Source organism: Blastococcus sp. SYSU DS1024 (assembly GCF_054050795.1).
Map to the genome: position 1 here is coordinate 224919 of NZ_JBJHAA010000002.1, position 13551 is coordinate 238469.

General features: G+C 75.6%; 17 protein-coding genes. 5 read left to right on the top strand and 12 right to left on the bottom strand.

Annotated features, from left to right (window positions below; translation table 11 throughout):
• Positions 1-4: 4 nt before the first annotated feature.
• The 6 genes from ACI79S_RS02710 to ACI79S_RS02735 all read right to left on the bottom strand — a co-directional run bounded on the left by ACI79S_RS02710 (position 5) and on the right by ACI79S_RS02735 (position 4820).
• Entirely contained in the window at positions 5-2323 is a 2319-nt protein-coding gene (locus ACI79S_RS02710) for a heavy metal translocating P-type ATPase (protein ID WP_456591904.1), read from the bottom strand.
• Positions 2320-3252, bottom strand: coding sequence for a hypothetical protein (locus tag ACI79S_RS02715; RefSeq protein ID WP_456591905.1), 933 nt, complete (start codon positions 3250-3252; stop codon positions 2320-2322). The genes ACI79S_RS02710 and ACI79S_RS02715 overlap by 4 nt, the downstream gene beginning before the upstream one ends.
• 13 nt (positions 3253-3265) lie before the next feature.
• Positions 3266-3481 carry a heavy-metal-associated domain-containing protein gene (locus tag ACI79S_RS02720; RefSeq protein ID WP_456591906.1) on the bottom strand — a complete coding sequence of 72 codons (216 nt, stop codon included), beginning with the start codon at positions 3479-3481 and terminating at the stop codon, positions 3266-3268.
• A 29-nt stretch (positions 3482-3510) separates the two neighbouring features.
• The gene (locus ACI79S_RS02725) at positions 3511-3831 is read right to left on the bottom strand and encodes a metal-sensitive transcriptional regulator (protein ID WP_456591907.1); all 321 of its coding nucleotides are present in this window, start codon (positions 3829-3831) and stop codon (positions 3511-3513) included.
• Between the two features lie 52 nt (positions 3832-3883).
• Positions 3884-4222, bottom strand: coding sequence for a MerR family transcriptional regulator (locus ACI79S_RS02730; protein WP_456591908.1), 339 nt, complete (start codon positions 4220-4222; stop codon positions 3884-3886).
• Positions 4223-4325: 103 nt separating this feature from the next.
• Positions 4326-4820, bottom strand: coding sequence for an Hsp20/alpha crystallin family protein (locus tag ACI79S_RS02735; protein ID WP_456591909.1), 495 nt, complete (start codon positions 4818-4820; stop codon positions 4326-4328).
• Positions 4821-5066: 246 nt separating this feature from the next.
• Here ACI79S_RS02735 and ACI79S_RS02740 point away from each other — a divergent pair, with 246 nt between their 5' ends.
• The 4 genes from ACI79S_RS02740 (at position 5067) to ACI79S_RS02755 (ending at position 7850) form a co-directional block, all read left to right on the top strand.
• Entirely contained in the window at positions 5067-5441 is a 375-nt protein-coding gene (locus tag ACI79S_RS02740; RefSeq protein WP_456591910.1) for an STAS domain-containing protein, read from the top strand.
• Positions 5442-5489: 48 nt separating this feature from the next.
• The gene (locus ACI79S_RS02745) at positions 5490-6758 is read left to right on the top strand and encodes a YibE/F family protein (RefSeq protein WP_456591911.1); all 1269 of its coding nucleotides are present in this window, start codon (positions 5490-5492) and stop codon (positions 6756-6758) included.
• A complete protein-coding gene (locus ACI79S_RS02750) occupies positions 6755-7435 on the top strand; it encodes a class I SAM-dependent methyltransferase (protein WP_456591912.1) in 681 nt (226 codons plus the stop codon). Before ACI79S_RS02745 ends, ACI79S_RS02750 begins: the two co-directional genes overlap by 4 nt.
• 82 nt (positions 7436-7517) lie before the next feature.
• A complete protein-coding gene (locus ACI79S_RS02755) occupies positions 7518-7850 on the top strand; it encodes a TraR/DksA family transcriptional regulator (protein ID WP_456591913.1) in 333 nt (110 codons plus the stop codon).
• 16 nt (positions 7851-7866) lie between these two features.
• On the opposite strand, the gene ACI79S_RS02760 is transcribed toward ACI79S_RS02755, so the two are convergent.
• Genes ACI79S_RS02760 through ACI79S_RS02785 form a run of 6 tightly spaced genes read right to left on the bottom strand, consistent with a single transcriptional unit; the run spans position 7867 to position 13150 of the window.
• Positions 7867-8178 (bottom strand): hypothetical protein, encoded by a 312-nt coding sequence (locus ACI79S_RS02760; RefSeq protein ID WP_456590987.1) that lies wholly within the window; start codon positions 8176-8178, stop codon positions 7867-7869.
• A gap of 42 nt (positions 8179-8220) precedes the next feature.
• On the bottom strand, positions 8221-9168 hold the full coding sequence (locus tag ACI79S_RS02765; RefSeq protein ID WP_456591914.1) for a glycosyltransferase family 2 protein: 948 nt from the start codon (positions 9166-9168) through the stop codon (positions 8221-8223).
• Positions 9165-10040: a glycosyltransferase family 2 protein gene (locus ACI79S_RS02770; protein WP_456591915.1), complete on the bottom strand. Its 876-nt coding sequence runs from the start codon at positions 10038-10040 to the stop codon at positions 9165-9167. Before ACI79S_RS02770 ends, ACI79S_RS02765 begins: the two co-directional genes overlap by 4 nt.
• Positions 10037-11122: a prenyltransferase gene (locus ACI79S_RS02775; protein ID WP_456591916.1), complete on the bottom strand. Its 1086-nt coding sequence runs from the start codon at positions 11120-11122 to the stop codon at positions 10037-10039. The genes ACI79S_RS02770 and ACI79S_RS02775 overlap by 4 nt, the downstream gene beginning before the upstream one ends.
• 13 nt (positions 11123-11135) lie before the next feature.
• A complete protein-coding gene (locus tag ACI79S_RS02780; RefSeq protein WP_456591917.1) occupies positions 11136-11903 on the bottom strand; it encodes a class I SAM-dependent methyltransferase in 768 nt (255 codons plus the stop codon).
• Positions 11897-13150: a glycosyltransferase family 4 protein gene (locus ACI79S_RS02785; RefSeq protein ID WP_456591918.1), complete on the bottom strand. Its 1254-nt coding sequence runs from the start codon at positions 13148-13150 to the stop codon at positions 11897-11899. The genes ACI79S_RS02780 and ACI79S_RS02785 overlap by 7 nt, the downstream gene beginning before the upstream one ends.
• 94 nt (positions 13151-13244) lie before the next feature.
• Between ACI79S_RS02785 and ACI79S_RS02790 the strand changes: the two genes are divergently transcribed.
• A complete protein-coding gene (locus ACI79S_RS02790; RefSeq protein WP_456591919.1) occupies positions 13245-13538 on the top strand; it encodes a Dabb family protein in 294 nt (97 codons plus the stop codon).
• The last annotated feature ends 13 nt before the right edge of the window (positions 13539-13551 follow it).

Sequence of the window (13551 nt, forward strand, 5' to 3'; positions counted from 1 at the left end):
CGGGTCAGGCGGAGGCGCGCGCGGCGGCGTCGTCGGCGGGGTGGCCACCGGCCACGGCCAGCGCGGCGTCCCGGTTCTCCGGCAGCGGCGCGAACGAGCGCAGCCGCAGGCTGTTGGAGACGACGAAGACCGAGCTGAACGCCATGGCGGCGCCGGCGATCATCGGGTTGAGCAGCCCGGCGGCGGCCAGCGGCAGGGCGGCCACGTTGTAGGCGAACGCCCAGAACAGGTTGCCCTTGATCGTGGCCAGCGTCCGCCGGGCCAGCCGGATGGCGTCCGCCGCGACCCGGAGGTCACCGCGCACCAGGGTCAGGTCGCTCGCCTGGATCGCCACGTCGGTGCCGGTGCCCATCGCCAGGCCCAGGTCGGCCTGCGCCAGGGCGGGGGCGTCGTTCACGCCGTCCCCGACCATCGCCACCGCCCGGCCCTCGCCCTGCAGCCGCCGCACCACGTCGACCTTGTCCTGCGGGAGCACCTCGGCGACGACCTCGTCGATGCCCACCTGGGCGGCGACGGCCCGCGCGGCCTGCTCGTTGTCACCGGTGAGCAGGATCGGCGTCAGCCCCAGCGCGCGCAGCTGGGCGATCGCGGCCGGGGAGGTGTCCTTGACCGCGTCGGCGACCACGAGCACGCCGCGCGCCGCGCCGTCCCAGCCGACCGCGATCGCGGTGCGGCCGGCGCCCTCCGCCCCGGTGACGGCCCGCTCGAGGTCGGCGGGCAGCGGCATGGCCCAGTCGGCCAGCAGGCGCCTGCGGCCGACGACCACCGCGGAACCCTCGACCACCCCCTGGACGCCGAGCCCCTCGACGTTGGCGAACTCGGCCACCGGCGGGAGGGGTCCGGTGCGCTCGGTCGCGCCCCGGGCGACGGCCTGGGCGATGGGGTGCTCCGACGCCGCCTCCAGGGCTCCGGCCAGCCGCAGCACCCGCTCGGCGTCCTCGCCGGCGGCGGGGACGACGTCGAGCAGGGTCATGCGGCCGGTGGTGACGGTGCCGGTCTTGTCCAGGACCACGGTGTCGACCCGGCGGGTGGACTCCAGCACCTCGGGCCCCTTGATCAGGATGCCCAGCTGGGCGCCGCGGCCGGTGCCCACCATGAGGGCGGTGGGTGTGGCCAGGCCGAGCGCGCAGGGGCAGGCGATGATCAGCACCGCGACGGCGGCGGTGAAGGCGGCCGGTAGCCCCGCGCCAGTGCCGATCCAGAAGCCGAGCGTGCCGGCGGTGATCACCAGCACGACCGGGACGAAGACACCCGAGATGCGGTCGGCCAGGCGCTGCACCTCCGCCTTGCCGTTCTGCGCCTCCTCCACCAGCCGGGCCATCTGGGCCAGCTGCGTCTCGCTCCCCACGCGGGTGGCCCGCACGACGAGCCGGCCGCCGGCGTTGACCGTGCCACCGGTGACGGTGTCGCCCGGGCGGACCTCCACGGGCACCGCCTCGCCGGTCAGCATCGAGGCGTCGACCGCGGAGGAGCCCTCGGTGACCTCGCCGTCGGCCGCGATCTTCTCGCCGGGGCGGACGACGAACAGGTCGCCGCGGCCCAGCTCGCCGACGGGGATGCGCCGCTCGGTGCCGCCGCGCAGCACCGAGACCTCCTTGGCGCCCAGCTCCAGCAGCGCCCGCAGCGCAGCCCCGGCCCGGCGCTTGGACCGCGCCTCGAACCAGCGCCCGGCGAGGATGAACGTCGTCACCCCGGCCGCGGCCTCGAGGTAGATGTTCGCTCCGCCGTCGGTGCGGGCGATGGTCAGCTCGAACGGGTGCGTCATGCCCGGCACGCCTGCGGTGCCCCAGAAGAGGGCGTACAGCGACCAGCCGAAGGCCGCCAGCGTGCCCAGGGAGACCAGGGTGTCCATGGTCGCCGCGCCGTGGCGCAGGTTGGTCCAGGCCGCGCGGTGGAACGGCAGGCCGCCCCAGACGACGACCGGCGCGGCCAGGGTCAGCGACAGCCACTGCCAGTACTCGAACTGCAGCGCCGGCACCATCGCGAGCAGGATCACGGGCGCGCTGAGCAGCGCCGACACGGCGAGCCGGGTGCCGAGCGCGCGCACCGGTGCGTCGGCCGGGTCCTCCTCGGCGGGCGCCTCGGGTCGCGGCGGCTCCGGGAGCCGCGCGGTGTAGCCGGTCTTCTCCACCGTGGCGATGAGGTCGTCGGTGCTGACGCCGTCGGCGTAGCTGACCTTCGCCTTCTCGGTGGCGTAGTTGACCGTGGCGGTGACGCCGTCCAGCTTGTTCAGCTTCTTCTCGACACGTGCCGCGCACGAGGCGCAGGTCATCCCGCCGATGAGCAGCTCGACGTCGGTGGTGCTGCCGGGGGCGGTGGTCATGGGTGCTCCTCGTGCTGCTGCGCGGGCACCGTGAACGCGGCCGTGTGCACGGCGTCGCCGTGCCGGAAGTCCAGGAACAGCCGGTAGGTACCCGCCGACGGGGCGGTGGTGACGAACGAGACGTGCGGTCCGGGCGCGGGCCGGCTGCCGCCGGTGGGCTCGGCGGGGTGCACGTGGAGGTAGGCGAGGTCGCCGTCGCGCAGCGCCACCAGGTGCCCGTAGGCGCCGAGGTAGGGCTGCAGGTCGGTGACCGGGGCGCCGTCCCGGCTCACGCTCAGGGTCAGCTCCGACTCCTCCCCGGGGACGAGGGCACCGGTCAGGACGACGGTGTAGCCGTCGACCTCGGCGACCGCCGACGGGCTGGGCAGGGGAGCGGGGTCGTAGGCGCCGGGCACGGCGATGTCCGCGCCCAGGACGCGGTTCTCGCCGTCGGCGGCGGCGGTGAAGTCGGCGAACAGCCGCCAGCTGCCCGGCTCCAGGGCCAGGGGGGCCCGCCAGACGCCGTCGTCCCCGAGGTCGGGGTGCACGTGCTGGTAGCCGGTCAGGTCGCGGCGCACCGCGACGAGGTGGAGGTCGACGTCGTGGTCGGTCTCGTAGGCGGTCACCGGGGAGCCGTCGGGACCCCGGACGGTGAACGCGACCGGGGTCGCGGGGCCGGCCGGAGCGGTGTCGTCGGTCAGGGCGAGGGTGTAGCCGTCCTCGGTCACCTGGAGCCCGCCCGGGCCGTCGCCCGGCGCGGGGGCGGCGGTGTCGGAGCCGCCGCCCCCGTGGCCGGGTCCCGCGGCGTGCCCGGCTCCGCCGGCGTCGGCGGTTCCGGCGGTCTCCTCGGCCGGGCCGATCGGGCCGACCGCGGATCCCACGCCGACCGCGGCGCCGAAGACGGCGACCAGGCCGACGGCGAACGCGGCGATCTTCGTGGGGGTGTTCATGGCGCCGGCCGCGTCAGCGGCCGCTCACCTCGTATCCGGCTTCCTCGACGGCGGCGCGGACGGCGGACTCGTCGACCGGCTGCTCGCTGGTGACGGTCAGCCCGCCGGTGGCCAGGTCGACGTCGACCCCGGTCACGCCCGGCACCTGCGAGACCTCCTCGGTCACCGAGGTGACGCAGTGGCTGCAGGTCATGCCGGTCACGGTGTAGCTGGCGGTGCTGGTGCTCACGGGGGATTCCTCTCGGGACGTGCGGGTGATCAGGAGCGGACGAGGCGGGCGATGGCCTCGGTGGCCTCGCGGACCTTCTCCTCGGCCTCTCGGCCGCCGGCCCGGGCGGCGTCGACGACGCAGTGGCTCAGGTGCTCCTCGAGCAGCCCCAGCGAGACCGCCTGCAGCGCCTTCGTCATGGCCGAGACCTGGGTGAGGATGTCGATGCAGTACTTCTCGTCCTCCACCATGCGCTGCAGGCCACGGGCCTGCCCCTCGATCCGGCGCAGCCGCTTGAGGTAGTCGTCCTTGCGGTGGATGTAGCCGTGCGCGTGGTCGTGGGCGGCGCAGCCGCCGTCGGTCGTCTCCACGTCGTCCTCCTGTCGGCACCGCGGGTGCGGCGTCGACCAGAACCATACCCCCCTACGGTTTCTTGTCAAGCGGGCCGGCGCGATCCCGCAGCCGGTCCAGGTCGGCCCGCACGGCGGCGAGCTCGTCCTGCAGGCCGACGATCATCTCGGCCGAGGCGACGGGGTGGCCGTCGTCGAGCAGCCCGCGCATGCGCGCGGCCAGGGCGAGCTGCTGGCGCGAGTAGCGGCGGTGACCACCGGGGGAGCGGTGCGGGGAGAGCACGCCGGAGCTGTCCAGGCTGCGCAGGAAGGCGGCCTGCACGCCGAGCAGCTCGGCTGCCTGGCTCATGGTCAGGGCCGGGTAGTCCGGGTCGTCCAGCCGGCGCAGGGGATCGGTGCGGTCCGGGTCCATCGCCCGCCTCCGGGTGTCGGGACGCCGCGGCGGGCGTCGAGCGGAGCAGGGGCCGGGCCCTGGACGGGCCCGGCCCCTGCGGTGCTGACCGGTTCGGCCGCGGTCAGCTCTCGACCGCCTTGGCCTCGTGCTGCTGGCCCTCGATGGTCCGCCCCTCGACGGCCGCGGGCGTGTCGGCGCGGGTCACCGTGATCTTGCGCGCCTTCGCCTGCTCGGCCACCGGGATGCTGATGGTCAGCACGCCGTCGTGGTAGCTCGCCTCGAGCCGGTCGGTGTCGAGGCTGCGGCCGAGCACCAGCTGGCGGGTGTAGCTGCCGAACGGTCGCTCGGCGACCGTCCACTCCGCGTTCTCCAGCTGGGGGACGGACCGCTCGGCGCTCACGGTGAGGGTGTTGCCCTCCACCGAGAGGTCGATCGAGCCGGGGTCCACGCCGGGCAGGTCGAAGTGGGCGACGAAGTTGTCGCCGACCCGGTAGGCGTCCATCGGCATGCCCGAGAGCGGGCGGGCGGTGGTGCCCCCGCCGCGGCCGGTGAGCTGGTCCAGCGCGCGGAAGGCGGCGGACGTGGCGGCGAACGGGTCGTAAGCGGTCAGCATCATGGCTGGAACCTCCTGTGACGGTGGTACTCGTGTTCGCTGCCCGAGGTATGAACCTCTAGTGGCGACTACAGATTACCTCGGTCGCGCACCCTGGTAAACGTCCCACGCGAGGAAATGTTCCCCGCGCCGACCGGCGACCGCCCGACCGTCCGGTGCGTGAACCGTGGCCCGGCGGGGCAGGACCGGACCGTGGAGGAGACGACGAACGACCCACCGCACGCAGACGCGCCGTCCGCCGAGCCCTCCGTGTCCCACACGGTGGAGGGGGACACCGCGAGGCTGGTCGTCGGCGGCGAGCTGACCGAGGCGGCCCGCCGGCCGCTCGTGCGCACCCTCACCGACCTGCTGCTCGCCGAGCACTCCCTGCAGCGGGTGGAGCTGGACCTGCGCGAGGTCGGCTTCATGAACTCGGCGGGGCTCTCGCTGCTGGTGCAGCTGCAGAAGCTCGGGGTGCCCCGCGGGATCCCGACCGTCCTGGTGCAGCCGCCGGCCTCGGTGTCGCGCCCTCTCCAGCTCAGCGGCCTCTGGCACCGCTTCACCGTGGTGACCGACGACGGCCGGGTGGTCGCGGAGGCGTCGACCGGCGGGACCCCCGCGCCGCCGGACCCGCGACACACCTGACCCGGCGCCGGGGCGGCTCCCCGGAGGCGCGGCTCCTAGCCTGACCGGGTGTCGTCCACCCATGCCCACAGCCACGGTCCCGATCCGGACGCGCCCCCGCCCACCGAGGAGGCGCTCGGCCGCCGGCGGCGCGCCGTCTGGCTGATGCTCCTGCTGCTCGTGCCCGTCGGCCTGGCCACGGTCATCGGCCTGATCGCCCTCTGGCCCAGCGGCGAGCCGACGCGGGCGGAACAGGCGGCCGCCCAGGCGCTGCCGCCGGGGACCACCTACCCCGACGGGCGGGTCGTCGCCCTCGAGGAGATCGACTGCGGGACGCCGGAGATCCCGGCCACCTGCGGCAACGCCGTGGTCGAGGTGCTCGACGGCGACGGCGCCGGCGACTTCGTCCAGATCCCGCTGGACGCGGTGGTCATGGCCAACGGGGTCGAGGAGGGGGACGTCCTGGTCCTCACCCGGGACGCCGGGGTCGAGGGCGGGGCCGGCTACGCCTTCTTCGACTTCGAGCGGGACACCCCTGTCGTCGTCCTGGCCCTGGCGTTCGCGGTGGTGGTCGGGCTGGTCGCCCGGCTGCGGGGCCTGGCCGCCCTGGTGGGGTTGGCGTTCGCCTTCTTCGTGCTGCTGCAGTTCGTGCTCCCCGGGCTGCTGGGGGAGGGCTCGCCGGTGCTGGTGACCCTGGTGGGCTCCGCCGCGATCATGTTCGTCGTCCTCTACCTGGCCCACGGCTTCTCGGCCCGGACGACGACGGCGCTGGTCGGCACGCTGTTCGGGCTGACGCTGGTCGCGGTGATGGGCGCGGTCGCGGTCGCCACCGCCCGGTTGACCGGCCTGACCAGCGAGGAGACGGTGACCCTGCAGGGCTACGACCCCACGCTGGACTTCTCGGGCCTGGTGCTGGCCGGGATCGTCGTGGCGGGGCTGGGCGTGCTCAACGACGTCACGATCACCCAGGCCTCGGCGATCTGGCAGCTGCACGAGGTGGACCCCTCGATGAGCGGGCGGGAGCTGTACCGGCGCGGCATGGCCGTGGGCCGCGACCACATCGCCTCGACCGTCTACACGATCGTCTTCGCCTACGCCGGCGCCGCGCTGCCGCTCCTGCTGCTGCTCGAGGTCTACGCGCAGCCGATCTGGACGACGATCACCTCGTCGGCGCTCGCGGAGGAGGTCATCCGGACCCTCGTCGGCGCCATCGCCCTGGTCCTCGCCGTTCCGGTGACCACGGCCGCGGGTGCCTTCTTCGCGAAGGTCGCCGACACGCAGGCCGGCACCGCCACGGAGCGCGGGGTCACCGCCCTGCGCGCTAGGTTCGCCCGATGACCATGCAGAGGCCCCGTCCCGAGGCCCGCGCCGAGCCTGCGAGGCGGGAGGAGGACGGGGTCCATCTCCTGCTGGACGCCGCCCGGGCCGCCCCGGGCTTCATGCCCGACGACGAGGGCCAGGCGCTGTACGAGGCCGCCCGCGCCGCCGCCGTCCCCGGGCCCCTGCTGGAGGTGGGCAGCTGGATGGGCAAGTCGGCCCTCTACCTGGCCGCCGCCGCGCGCGAGACCGGTCGCCAGGTCGTCACCGTCGACCACCACCGGGGATCCGAGGAGCACCAGCCCGGCTGGGAGTACCACGACCCGTCGCTGGTCGACCCCGCCGTCGGGCGGATCGACACCCTGCCGCGCTTCCGCCGGACCATCGCCGAGGCCGGCGCCGAGGACGTCGTGATCGCCGTCGTCACCCGGTCGGAGACCCTCGCGCCCCTGTGGAGCACGCCGCTCGCGCTGCTCTTCCTCGACGGCAGCCACACCGAGGAGTCCGCGCGCCGTGACCAGGACGCCTGGGTGGCGAAGCTCGCGGTCGGCGGCACGCTGGCCATCCACGATGTCTTCCCCGATCCCGCCGACGGAGGGCAGGCGCCCTACGGCGTCTACCGCCGGGTGCTGGGGTCCGGCGACTTCACCGAGCTGCCCGGCACCGGCTCCCTGCGGGTGCTCCGCCGCACCGCCTGAGGCGCCCCGCGCCGAGCGCGCCGCGCGGTCGGCGCGCGGGCGGACCCGTCGTCCCGTCGGCACCGAGGTGGAGGATGGGCCGGTGCTCCCACCCGACGACCTCTCCCGTGCGCGGGCGGAGGCGCTGGCGCAGATCGATGCGCTGACCCGCGAGTTCGACGCGATCGTCGCGGCGTCGCAGGCGTCCAACGCCGACGACGAGCACGACCCGGAGGGCGCGACGATCGCGTTCGAGCGCCAGCAGGTGGCGGCGCTGCTGGAGCAGGCGCGCCGCCGGCTGGCCGACGTCGACGCCGCGGTCACCGCCGTGGAGGCCGGCACCTACGGCCGCTGCGAGACCTGCGGCCGCCCGATCGCGCCGGAGCGGCTCGCCGCCCGCCCCACCGCCCGCACCTGCATCGACTGCGCCCGCTGAGGCGCCGGCCGCGTGGTCACCCGGGGCCGAACACCCCCGACTGCGTCCAGTCGTCGAGCTCGACCTCGTCGTCGGGGAGCTCGCGTCGCAGATCCCGCAGCAGGCGCGGCCCCTCCGCGGCGAAGCGGGCGCGGGCATCTGGATCGCGCCAGCCGCCGTCCCAGTGGAAATGCTCCTGGAAGAGCTCGTTCCAGGCGGCCAGGCGGGCCGTGAGCTCCTCGGAGAGCCCGAGCCGGCCGGGGTCGGTGAGGCCGACGGTCCACAACGGCCACTCGGCGCCGTAGTCCGTCATCAGCCGGACGTGGCGCCGCCCCTGCCCGTTCTCCACGGCTCGCACGGTAGGCCGGCGGCACCCCGCCCGCACGAGGTCTCAGCTGACGTACCGCCGGGCCGTCGAGCTCCGCTGGGCCTCCTCCAGCGCGGCGAACCGGGCCTCGGCGTGCGGGGGGAGCACCCGCCGCTCGCGCAGCACCCACGGCAGGCCGCGGACGGCCTGCAGCAGGCCGCGGGCGGTCACCCGGTCGCGGGGGACCGTGCGCAGCAGGTGCACGGTCCGCCGCAGCGCCGGGCGGAACGGACGCCGCAGCCAGGTGGTCCACAGGGTGTTGCGGATGCCGTCGGCCCGCCGCTTGTGCGGATCCCGCGCGGTGCTCGCCTGGTGGTGGATGGTCAGCGCCGGCAGGTAGCACAGCTCCCAGCCGCGGGCGGCCAGGTCGCCGGCCATCAGCTCCTCCTCGCCGCCCAGCCACAGCCGCTCGGAGAACCCGCCCACCTCGTCGAACGCCTCCCGGCGCAGCACGGAGGCACCGGCCAGGAACGAGCCGAGCGCCGGGCCGGGCAGCCAGTCGGCGCCGCGGACGGGGGAGTCGCGCAGCTCGGCGACGATCGGGTCCTCGGTACCGCCCGGCTCGACCAGGATCCGGGCGGTGACGACGGCGAGCCGCGGGTGGGCGTCCAGCGTGTCCGCCGCCGTGCGCAGCGCCCCCGGCTCCCACCAGGTGTCGTCGTCGCAGAAGGCGACGTAGGGCGTGCCGAGCCGGGCGACGCCCAGGTTGCGGCCGACCGCGCCCAGGTTCTCCGGGCTGGCGATCAGCTCGACCTGCGGGAACTGCTCGCGCACGGCATCGGCGGTGCCGTCGGTCGAGCCGTTGTCCACGACCACGACGTGCGGCTGCTCGGGCAGGGCCACCAGCCGCCGCAGGGCCAGCAGCAGTTCGTCCCGCCGCTGGTGGGTGATGACGACGACGGCGACGCGCGGGTCGGGGCCGACGGCGCGGTCACCGGTGGCCGCCGCGGGGGTCGTGCCGGTCGTGCTCACGGGCGCTCACCGGCCAGCACGCGCAGGTCCGCCCGCACCGCCGGGGGGACCGGTTCCCGCCGGCGGAGCGCGGCCGGGGCGTCGGGCAGCGCCCGCAGCAGACCCTCGACGCCGGGCCGACCGGCGCGCACGGCCCGCCCGGCCGTCCGGACGACGTCCCGCATCGGGAGCCGCATCGCCGCGGTGAGCAGCCGGCTGCGCCAGATCCCGGTCTGCCGGCGTCCGGGGGCCTCGCGCCGGGGGGACGGGTGGTGGTGCACGGTCACCTCGTCGACGTAGGCCAGCCCCCACCCGGCGGCGGCCAGGTCGAGGGCCAGCCGCTCCTCCTCGCCGGGGAACCGGACCACCGGGTCGAACCCGCCGACGGCCTCGAACGCCTCGGTGCGCACCAGCGCGGCGCAGGCGACGAAGCCCAGCAGCGAGGGGCCGGGCAGGTCCCACGCGGTGCCGAGGGGGCTCGCGGCCATCTCGGCGCAGACCGGGTCGAGGCGCTCCTCCGGCCCGACCAGGATGCGGGCGTTGAGGAGGGCCAGCCGGGGGTGGGCCCGCATGATCGCCACCGCGCGGGCGAGGTCGCCCGGTGCCCACCACGAGTCGTCGTCGGCGAAGGCGACGAACGGGGTGAGGGCGCGCGCGGCACCCAGCGTCCGGCCGTGGGCGCCCTCGTTGCGTTCCAGCGGCAGCAGCGTCACCTCCGGGTGCGCCTGGCGCACCGCGTCCACAGTGCCGTCGGTGGAGGCGTTGTCGACGAGCACCACGGGGGCCTCGTGGCGCGGCAGCGTCGCCAGCAGGTCCTCGCGGCGGTTGCGGCTCGCGACGACGACGGTCACGTCGGGGGAGGGAGGCCGGTCGGTCGGGGAGGGCGCGGTCACGGGGTCACCGTGCCCGCACCTCCGGCCAGCCAATCAGCGGGCGCAGTGGCGTCCGCCATGCCCGCCGCCGGGAGCGCCCAGGGGTCGGCGAAGACCCCGCTCGCGGGGGAGGCGCCGCACAGGGCATCAGCGGCCAGCAGCACGGCGGCGGCCGTCCACGTGGTGCGCTCGACCGGCCACCGCGCGTCGTCCGGGTAGACGAACCCGGTCCAGTAGGAGCCGTCGTCGTCCCGCAGGTGCTGCATCGCGGCGACCTGCTCGAGGGCGGCGTCGGGCTGCCCGGCGACGACCAGGGCCAGCGCGAGCTCGCAGGTCTCGGCCCCGGTGACCCACGGCCGGTCCGCGACGCAGCGGATGCCGAGCCCCGGGACGACGAACCGGTGCCAGTCGCCGGCCAGCCGGTCGCGGGCCGCGGCACCGGTGACGGCGCCGCCGAGCACCGGGTAGTACCAGTCCATGGAGTACCGGGAGCGGTCGGCGAACGCCTCCGGTCGCCGGCGGAGGGCCGTCCCGAGGTCGGCGACGGCGAGCTCCCAGTCCGGCTGGGCCTCACCGGCCAGCTCGGCCAGCGCCAGGCCGCAGCGCAGGGCCTGGAACAGGCTGGCGTTCCCGGTGAGCAGCGCAAGGTCGTCGGGGGTGCCGTCGGGCCGCAGCGCCCACGAGACCGCTCCGCCGGGCAGCTGCATCCGGGTCACCAGGTCCAGGCCGGCCCGCACCGCCGGCCACAGCTCGGTGACCAGCTGCTCGTCCCCGGAGATCAGCCAGGAGTGCCAGAGGCCGACGGCGAGGTAGCCGGCATGGTTGCTCTCCGCGGCGGGTGCGGACTCCACGCCGCCGCGGTACTCGGCCGCCCAGCTGCCGTCCGCCCGCTGCCGGCGGGCCAGCCAGCGGTAGGCGGCCGCCGCGCGGGCGTGCTCGCCGCCGAGGTCCAGCGCCATGGCGGCCTCGACGGAGTCCCAGGGGTCGAGCTGCCCGGTGGCGAACCAGGGGAGCGCGCCGTCGCGGCGCTGCTCGCCGGCGATCCAGGCGACCGTCTGCCGCACCTGGTCGGCGCCGAGCACCCCCGGCAGCTCGGGCAGCACCGGGCCGCCCCGGTCAGCGCGCCGCAGCGGACCGCTCCCGGTCCAGCCCGGCCGCCGCGGCCGCGCCGGCTCCGGCCGGCTTGTCGGCGTAGACGACGAAGCTCTTGCCGATCAGCGGGTCGAGGACGCGTTCGAGCGCCCGCGTGAGCCAGGGGCGGGTGGTGAGGTCCCAGACGAGCAACCGGTGGTAGGCCCGGACCGCGGCGGTGTCCTTCTCGACACCGACGGCGCACTTGAGCCACCAGTACGGGGCGTGCAGGGCGTGGGCGTGGTGGCTCGCCCCCGGGACCAGGCCGGCGGTGGCCAGGCGGGCGCGCAGCACCTCCCCGCGGTAGATGCGGATGTGGCCGCCCTCGTTGGCGTGGTACTCGTCCGACAGCGCCCAGCACACCCGCTCGGGGCCGTAGCGCGGCACGGTCACCGCCACCCGGCCCCCGGGCTTGAGGACGCGGAAGATCTCGGCCACCGCCGTGGCGTCGTCCGGGATGTGCTCCAGCACCTCCGAGGCCATCACCCGGTCGACGCTCGCGTCGGGGAAGGGCAGGTGCAGCAGGTCACCGCGCACCACCTCGAAGCGGGCACCGGCCGGGGCCTCGCCGGCCTCGGCGATCGCGCCGAGCCAGCGCTTCGTCGTCTCGACCTCGTGCTGACCCCAGTCGACGGCGACCACGCGCGCACCGCGGCGGTAGGCCTCGAAGGCGTGCCGCCCCTCGCCGCAGCCCAGGTCGAGGACGGTCATCCCCGGGCGCAGGTCGAGCCGGTCGTAGTCGACTGTCAGCACGGGGTTCCCTTCCGGTCCAGCGTCTCCGCGTACCACTGGGCCGTGCGCTCGGCCGTGGCCCGCCAGGTGTAGGTGTCCAGGACCCGCCGGCGGCCGGCGCGCCCCAGCTGCTCGGCCAGCGAGGGGGAGTCGAGCACCAGCTGCAGGGCGGCGGTCAGCTCGCCGACGTCGCCGGCGCGCACCCGCAGCCCCGCCTTCGTGCCGACCACCTCGGGCAGCGCACCCGCGTCGGTGGTCACCAGCGGGGTCGCGCACGCCATGGCCTCGACGGCGGGCAGCGAGAACCCCTCGTAGAGGGAGGGGATCGCCACCAGGGTGGCCCGCTGGAAGAGCCGGATCAGCTCCGCCTCGGGCACCGGGCCGGTGAAGCGCACGGCGTCGCGCAGCCCCAGCCGGTCCAGCGCCGCCTCGGCGGGACCGCCGGGCCGGGCGCTGCCCACGACGGTGAGCCGCACGGGCCGCTCCGTCCGGAGCTTGGCCAGCGCCTCCAGCAGGTGCACCAGCCCCTTGAGCGGCACGTCGGCGCTGGTGACCGCGAGGATCGAGTCGGGCTCACGGGGCTGCTCGGCCGGTGGCGGGGTGAACTGTCCGGGATCGATCCCCACCGGGATGACGCTCATCCGCTCCGGCGCCAGCCCCATGCGCGCCGCGATGTCGCGGCGGGAGTTCTCCGACACGGTGGTGACGGCATCCAGCTGCTGGACCACCCGCGCCTGCATCCGGGTGAAGGCGTACCACCGGCGCAGGGTGAGCTTCCGGCGCAGCGTCGGGGCCGCGGCCAGCTCGAGGTCGCGGTCGATGGCGATCGGGTGGTGCACCGTCGCCACCGTGGGCACGCCGGCCCGCACCAGCCGGAGGAGGCCGTAGCCCAGCGACTGGTTGTCGTGCACCACGTCGAAGTCGTCCCGCCGGGGCATCAGGTGGCGGGCGGCGCGGAGGGTGAACGTCAGCGGCTCGGGGAACCCGGCGGTGCACATCGTGGCCCACTCCGCCACGTCGACCCAGTCGCGGATCTCCGACGGGCGCGGGGTGCGGAAGGGATCGGGCTCTCGGTAGAGGTCCAGGCTCGGCACCCGGGTGAGCGGCACCCCCTCGTCGAGCTCGGGGTAGGGCTGACCGCTGAGCACCTCGACGCGGTGGCCGAGCTCGCGCAGCTCGCGGGAGAGCGCCCGGACGTAGACGCCCTGGCCGCCGCCGTGTGGCTTGCTGCGGTAGGACAGCAGTGCAATGCGCAACGACCGTCCCATGGAGCGGACTCTAACGACCGCGCACCGGGCGCCGGCTACCAGCCGGTAGCCGGACCACCCGGCCGGTCGACGCCGGGCCTGGCACAGTTCCCGCATGATCCGTCACGTCGTGCTCTTCACCTGGTCCCCGGACGCCGACGCCGAGCGGCGGGCGCAGACCATCGAGGCGCTGCGCGGGCTGCGGCGCACGGTCGGCGGGATGACGTCGCTGGTCGTGGCCGACGACGCGGACCTGGTCGACGGCAACGCCGACACCGTGCTGATCGCCGAGTTCCCCGACGAGGAGGCCTTCCGCCGCTACGCGCAGGACCCCGTGCACCTGGCGGTCATCGCCGAGCACGTGCGGCCCGTCCTGGCCTCGCGGACCGCGATCCAGCACCGGATGTGAGGGCCGGCGCGGC

Bases quoted from the DNA above. Each gene is read 5' to 3' on its own strand.
- ACI79S_RS02710 (WP_456591904.1), bottom strand. From the start codon at position 2,323: ATGACCACCGCCCCCGGCAGCACCACCGACGTCGAGCTGCTCATCGGC.
- ACI79S_RS02715 (WP_456591905.1), bottom strand. From the start codon at position 3,252: ATGAACACCCCCACGAAGATCGCCGCGTTCGCCGTCGGCCTGGTCGCC.
- ACI79S_RS02730 (WP_456591908.1), bottom strand. From the start codon at position 4,222: ATGGACCCGGACCGCACCGATCCCCTGCGCCGGCTGGACGACCCGGAC.
- ACI79S_RS02735 (WP_456591909.1), bottom strand. From the start codon at position 4,820: ATGATGCTGACCGCTTACGACCCGTTCGCCGCCACGTCCGCCGCCTTC.
- ACI79S_RS02750 (WP_456591912.1), top strand. From the start codon at position 6,755: ATGACCATGCAGAGGCCCCGTCCCGAGGCCCGCGCCGAGCCTGCGAGG.
- ACI79S_RS02785 (WP_456591918.1), bottom strand. From the start codon at position 13,150: ATGGGACGGTCGTTGCGCATTGCACTGCTGTCCTACCGCAGCAAGCCA.
- ACI79S_RS02790 (WP_456591919.1), top strand. From the start codon at position 13,245: ATGATCCGTCACGTCGTGCTCTTCACCTGGTCCCCGGACGCCGACGCC.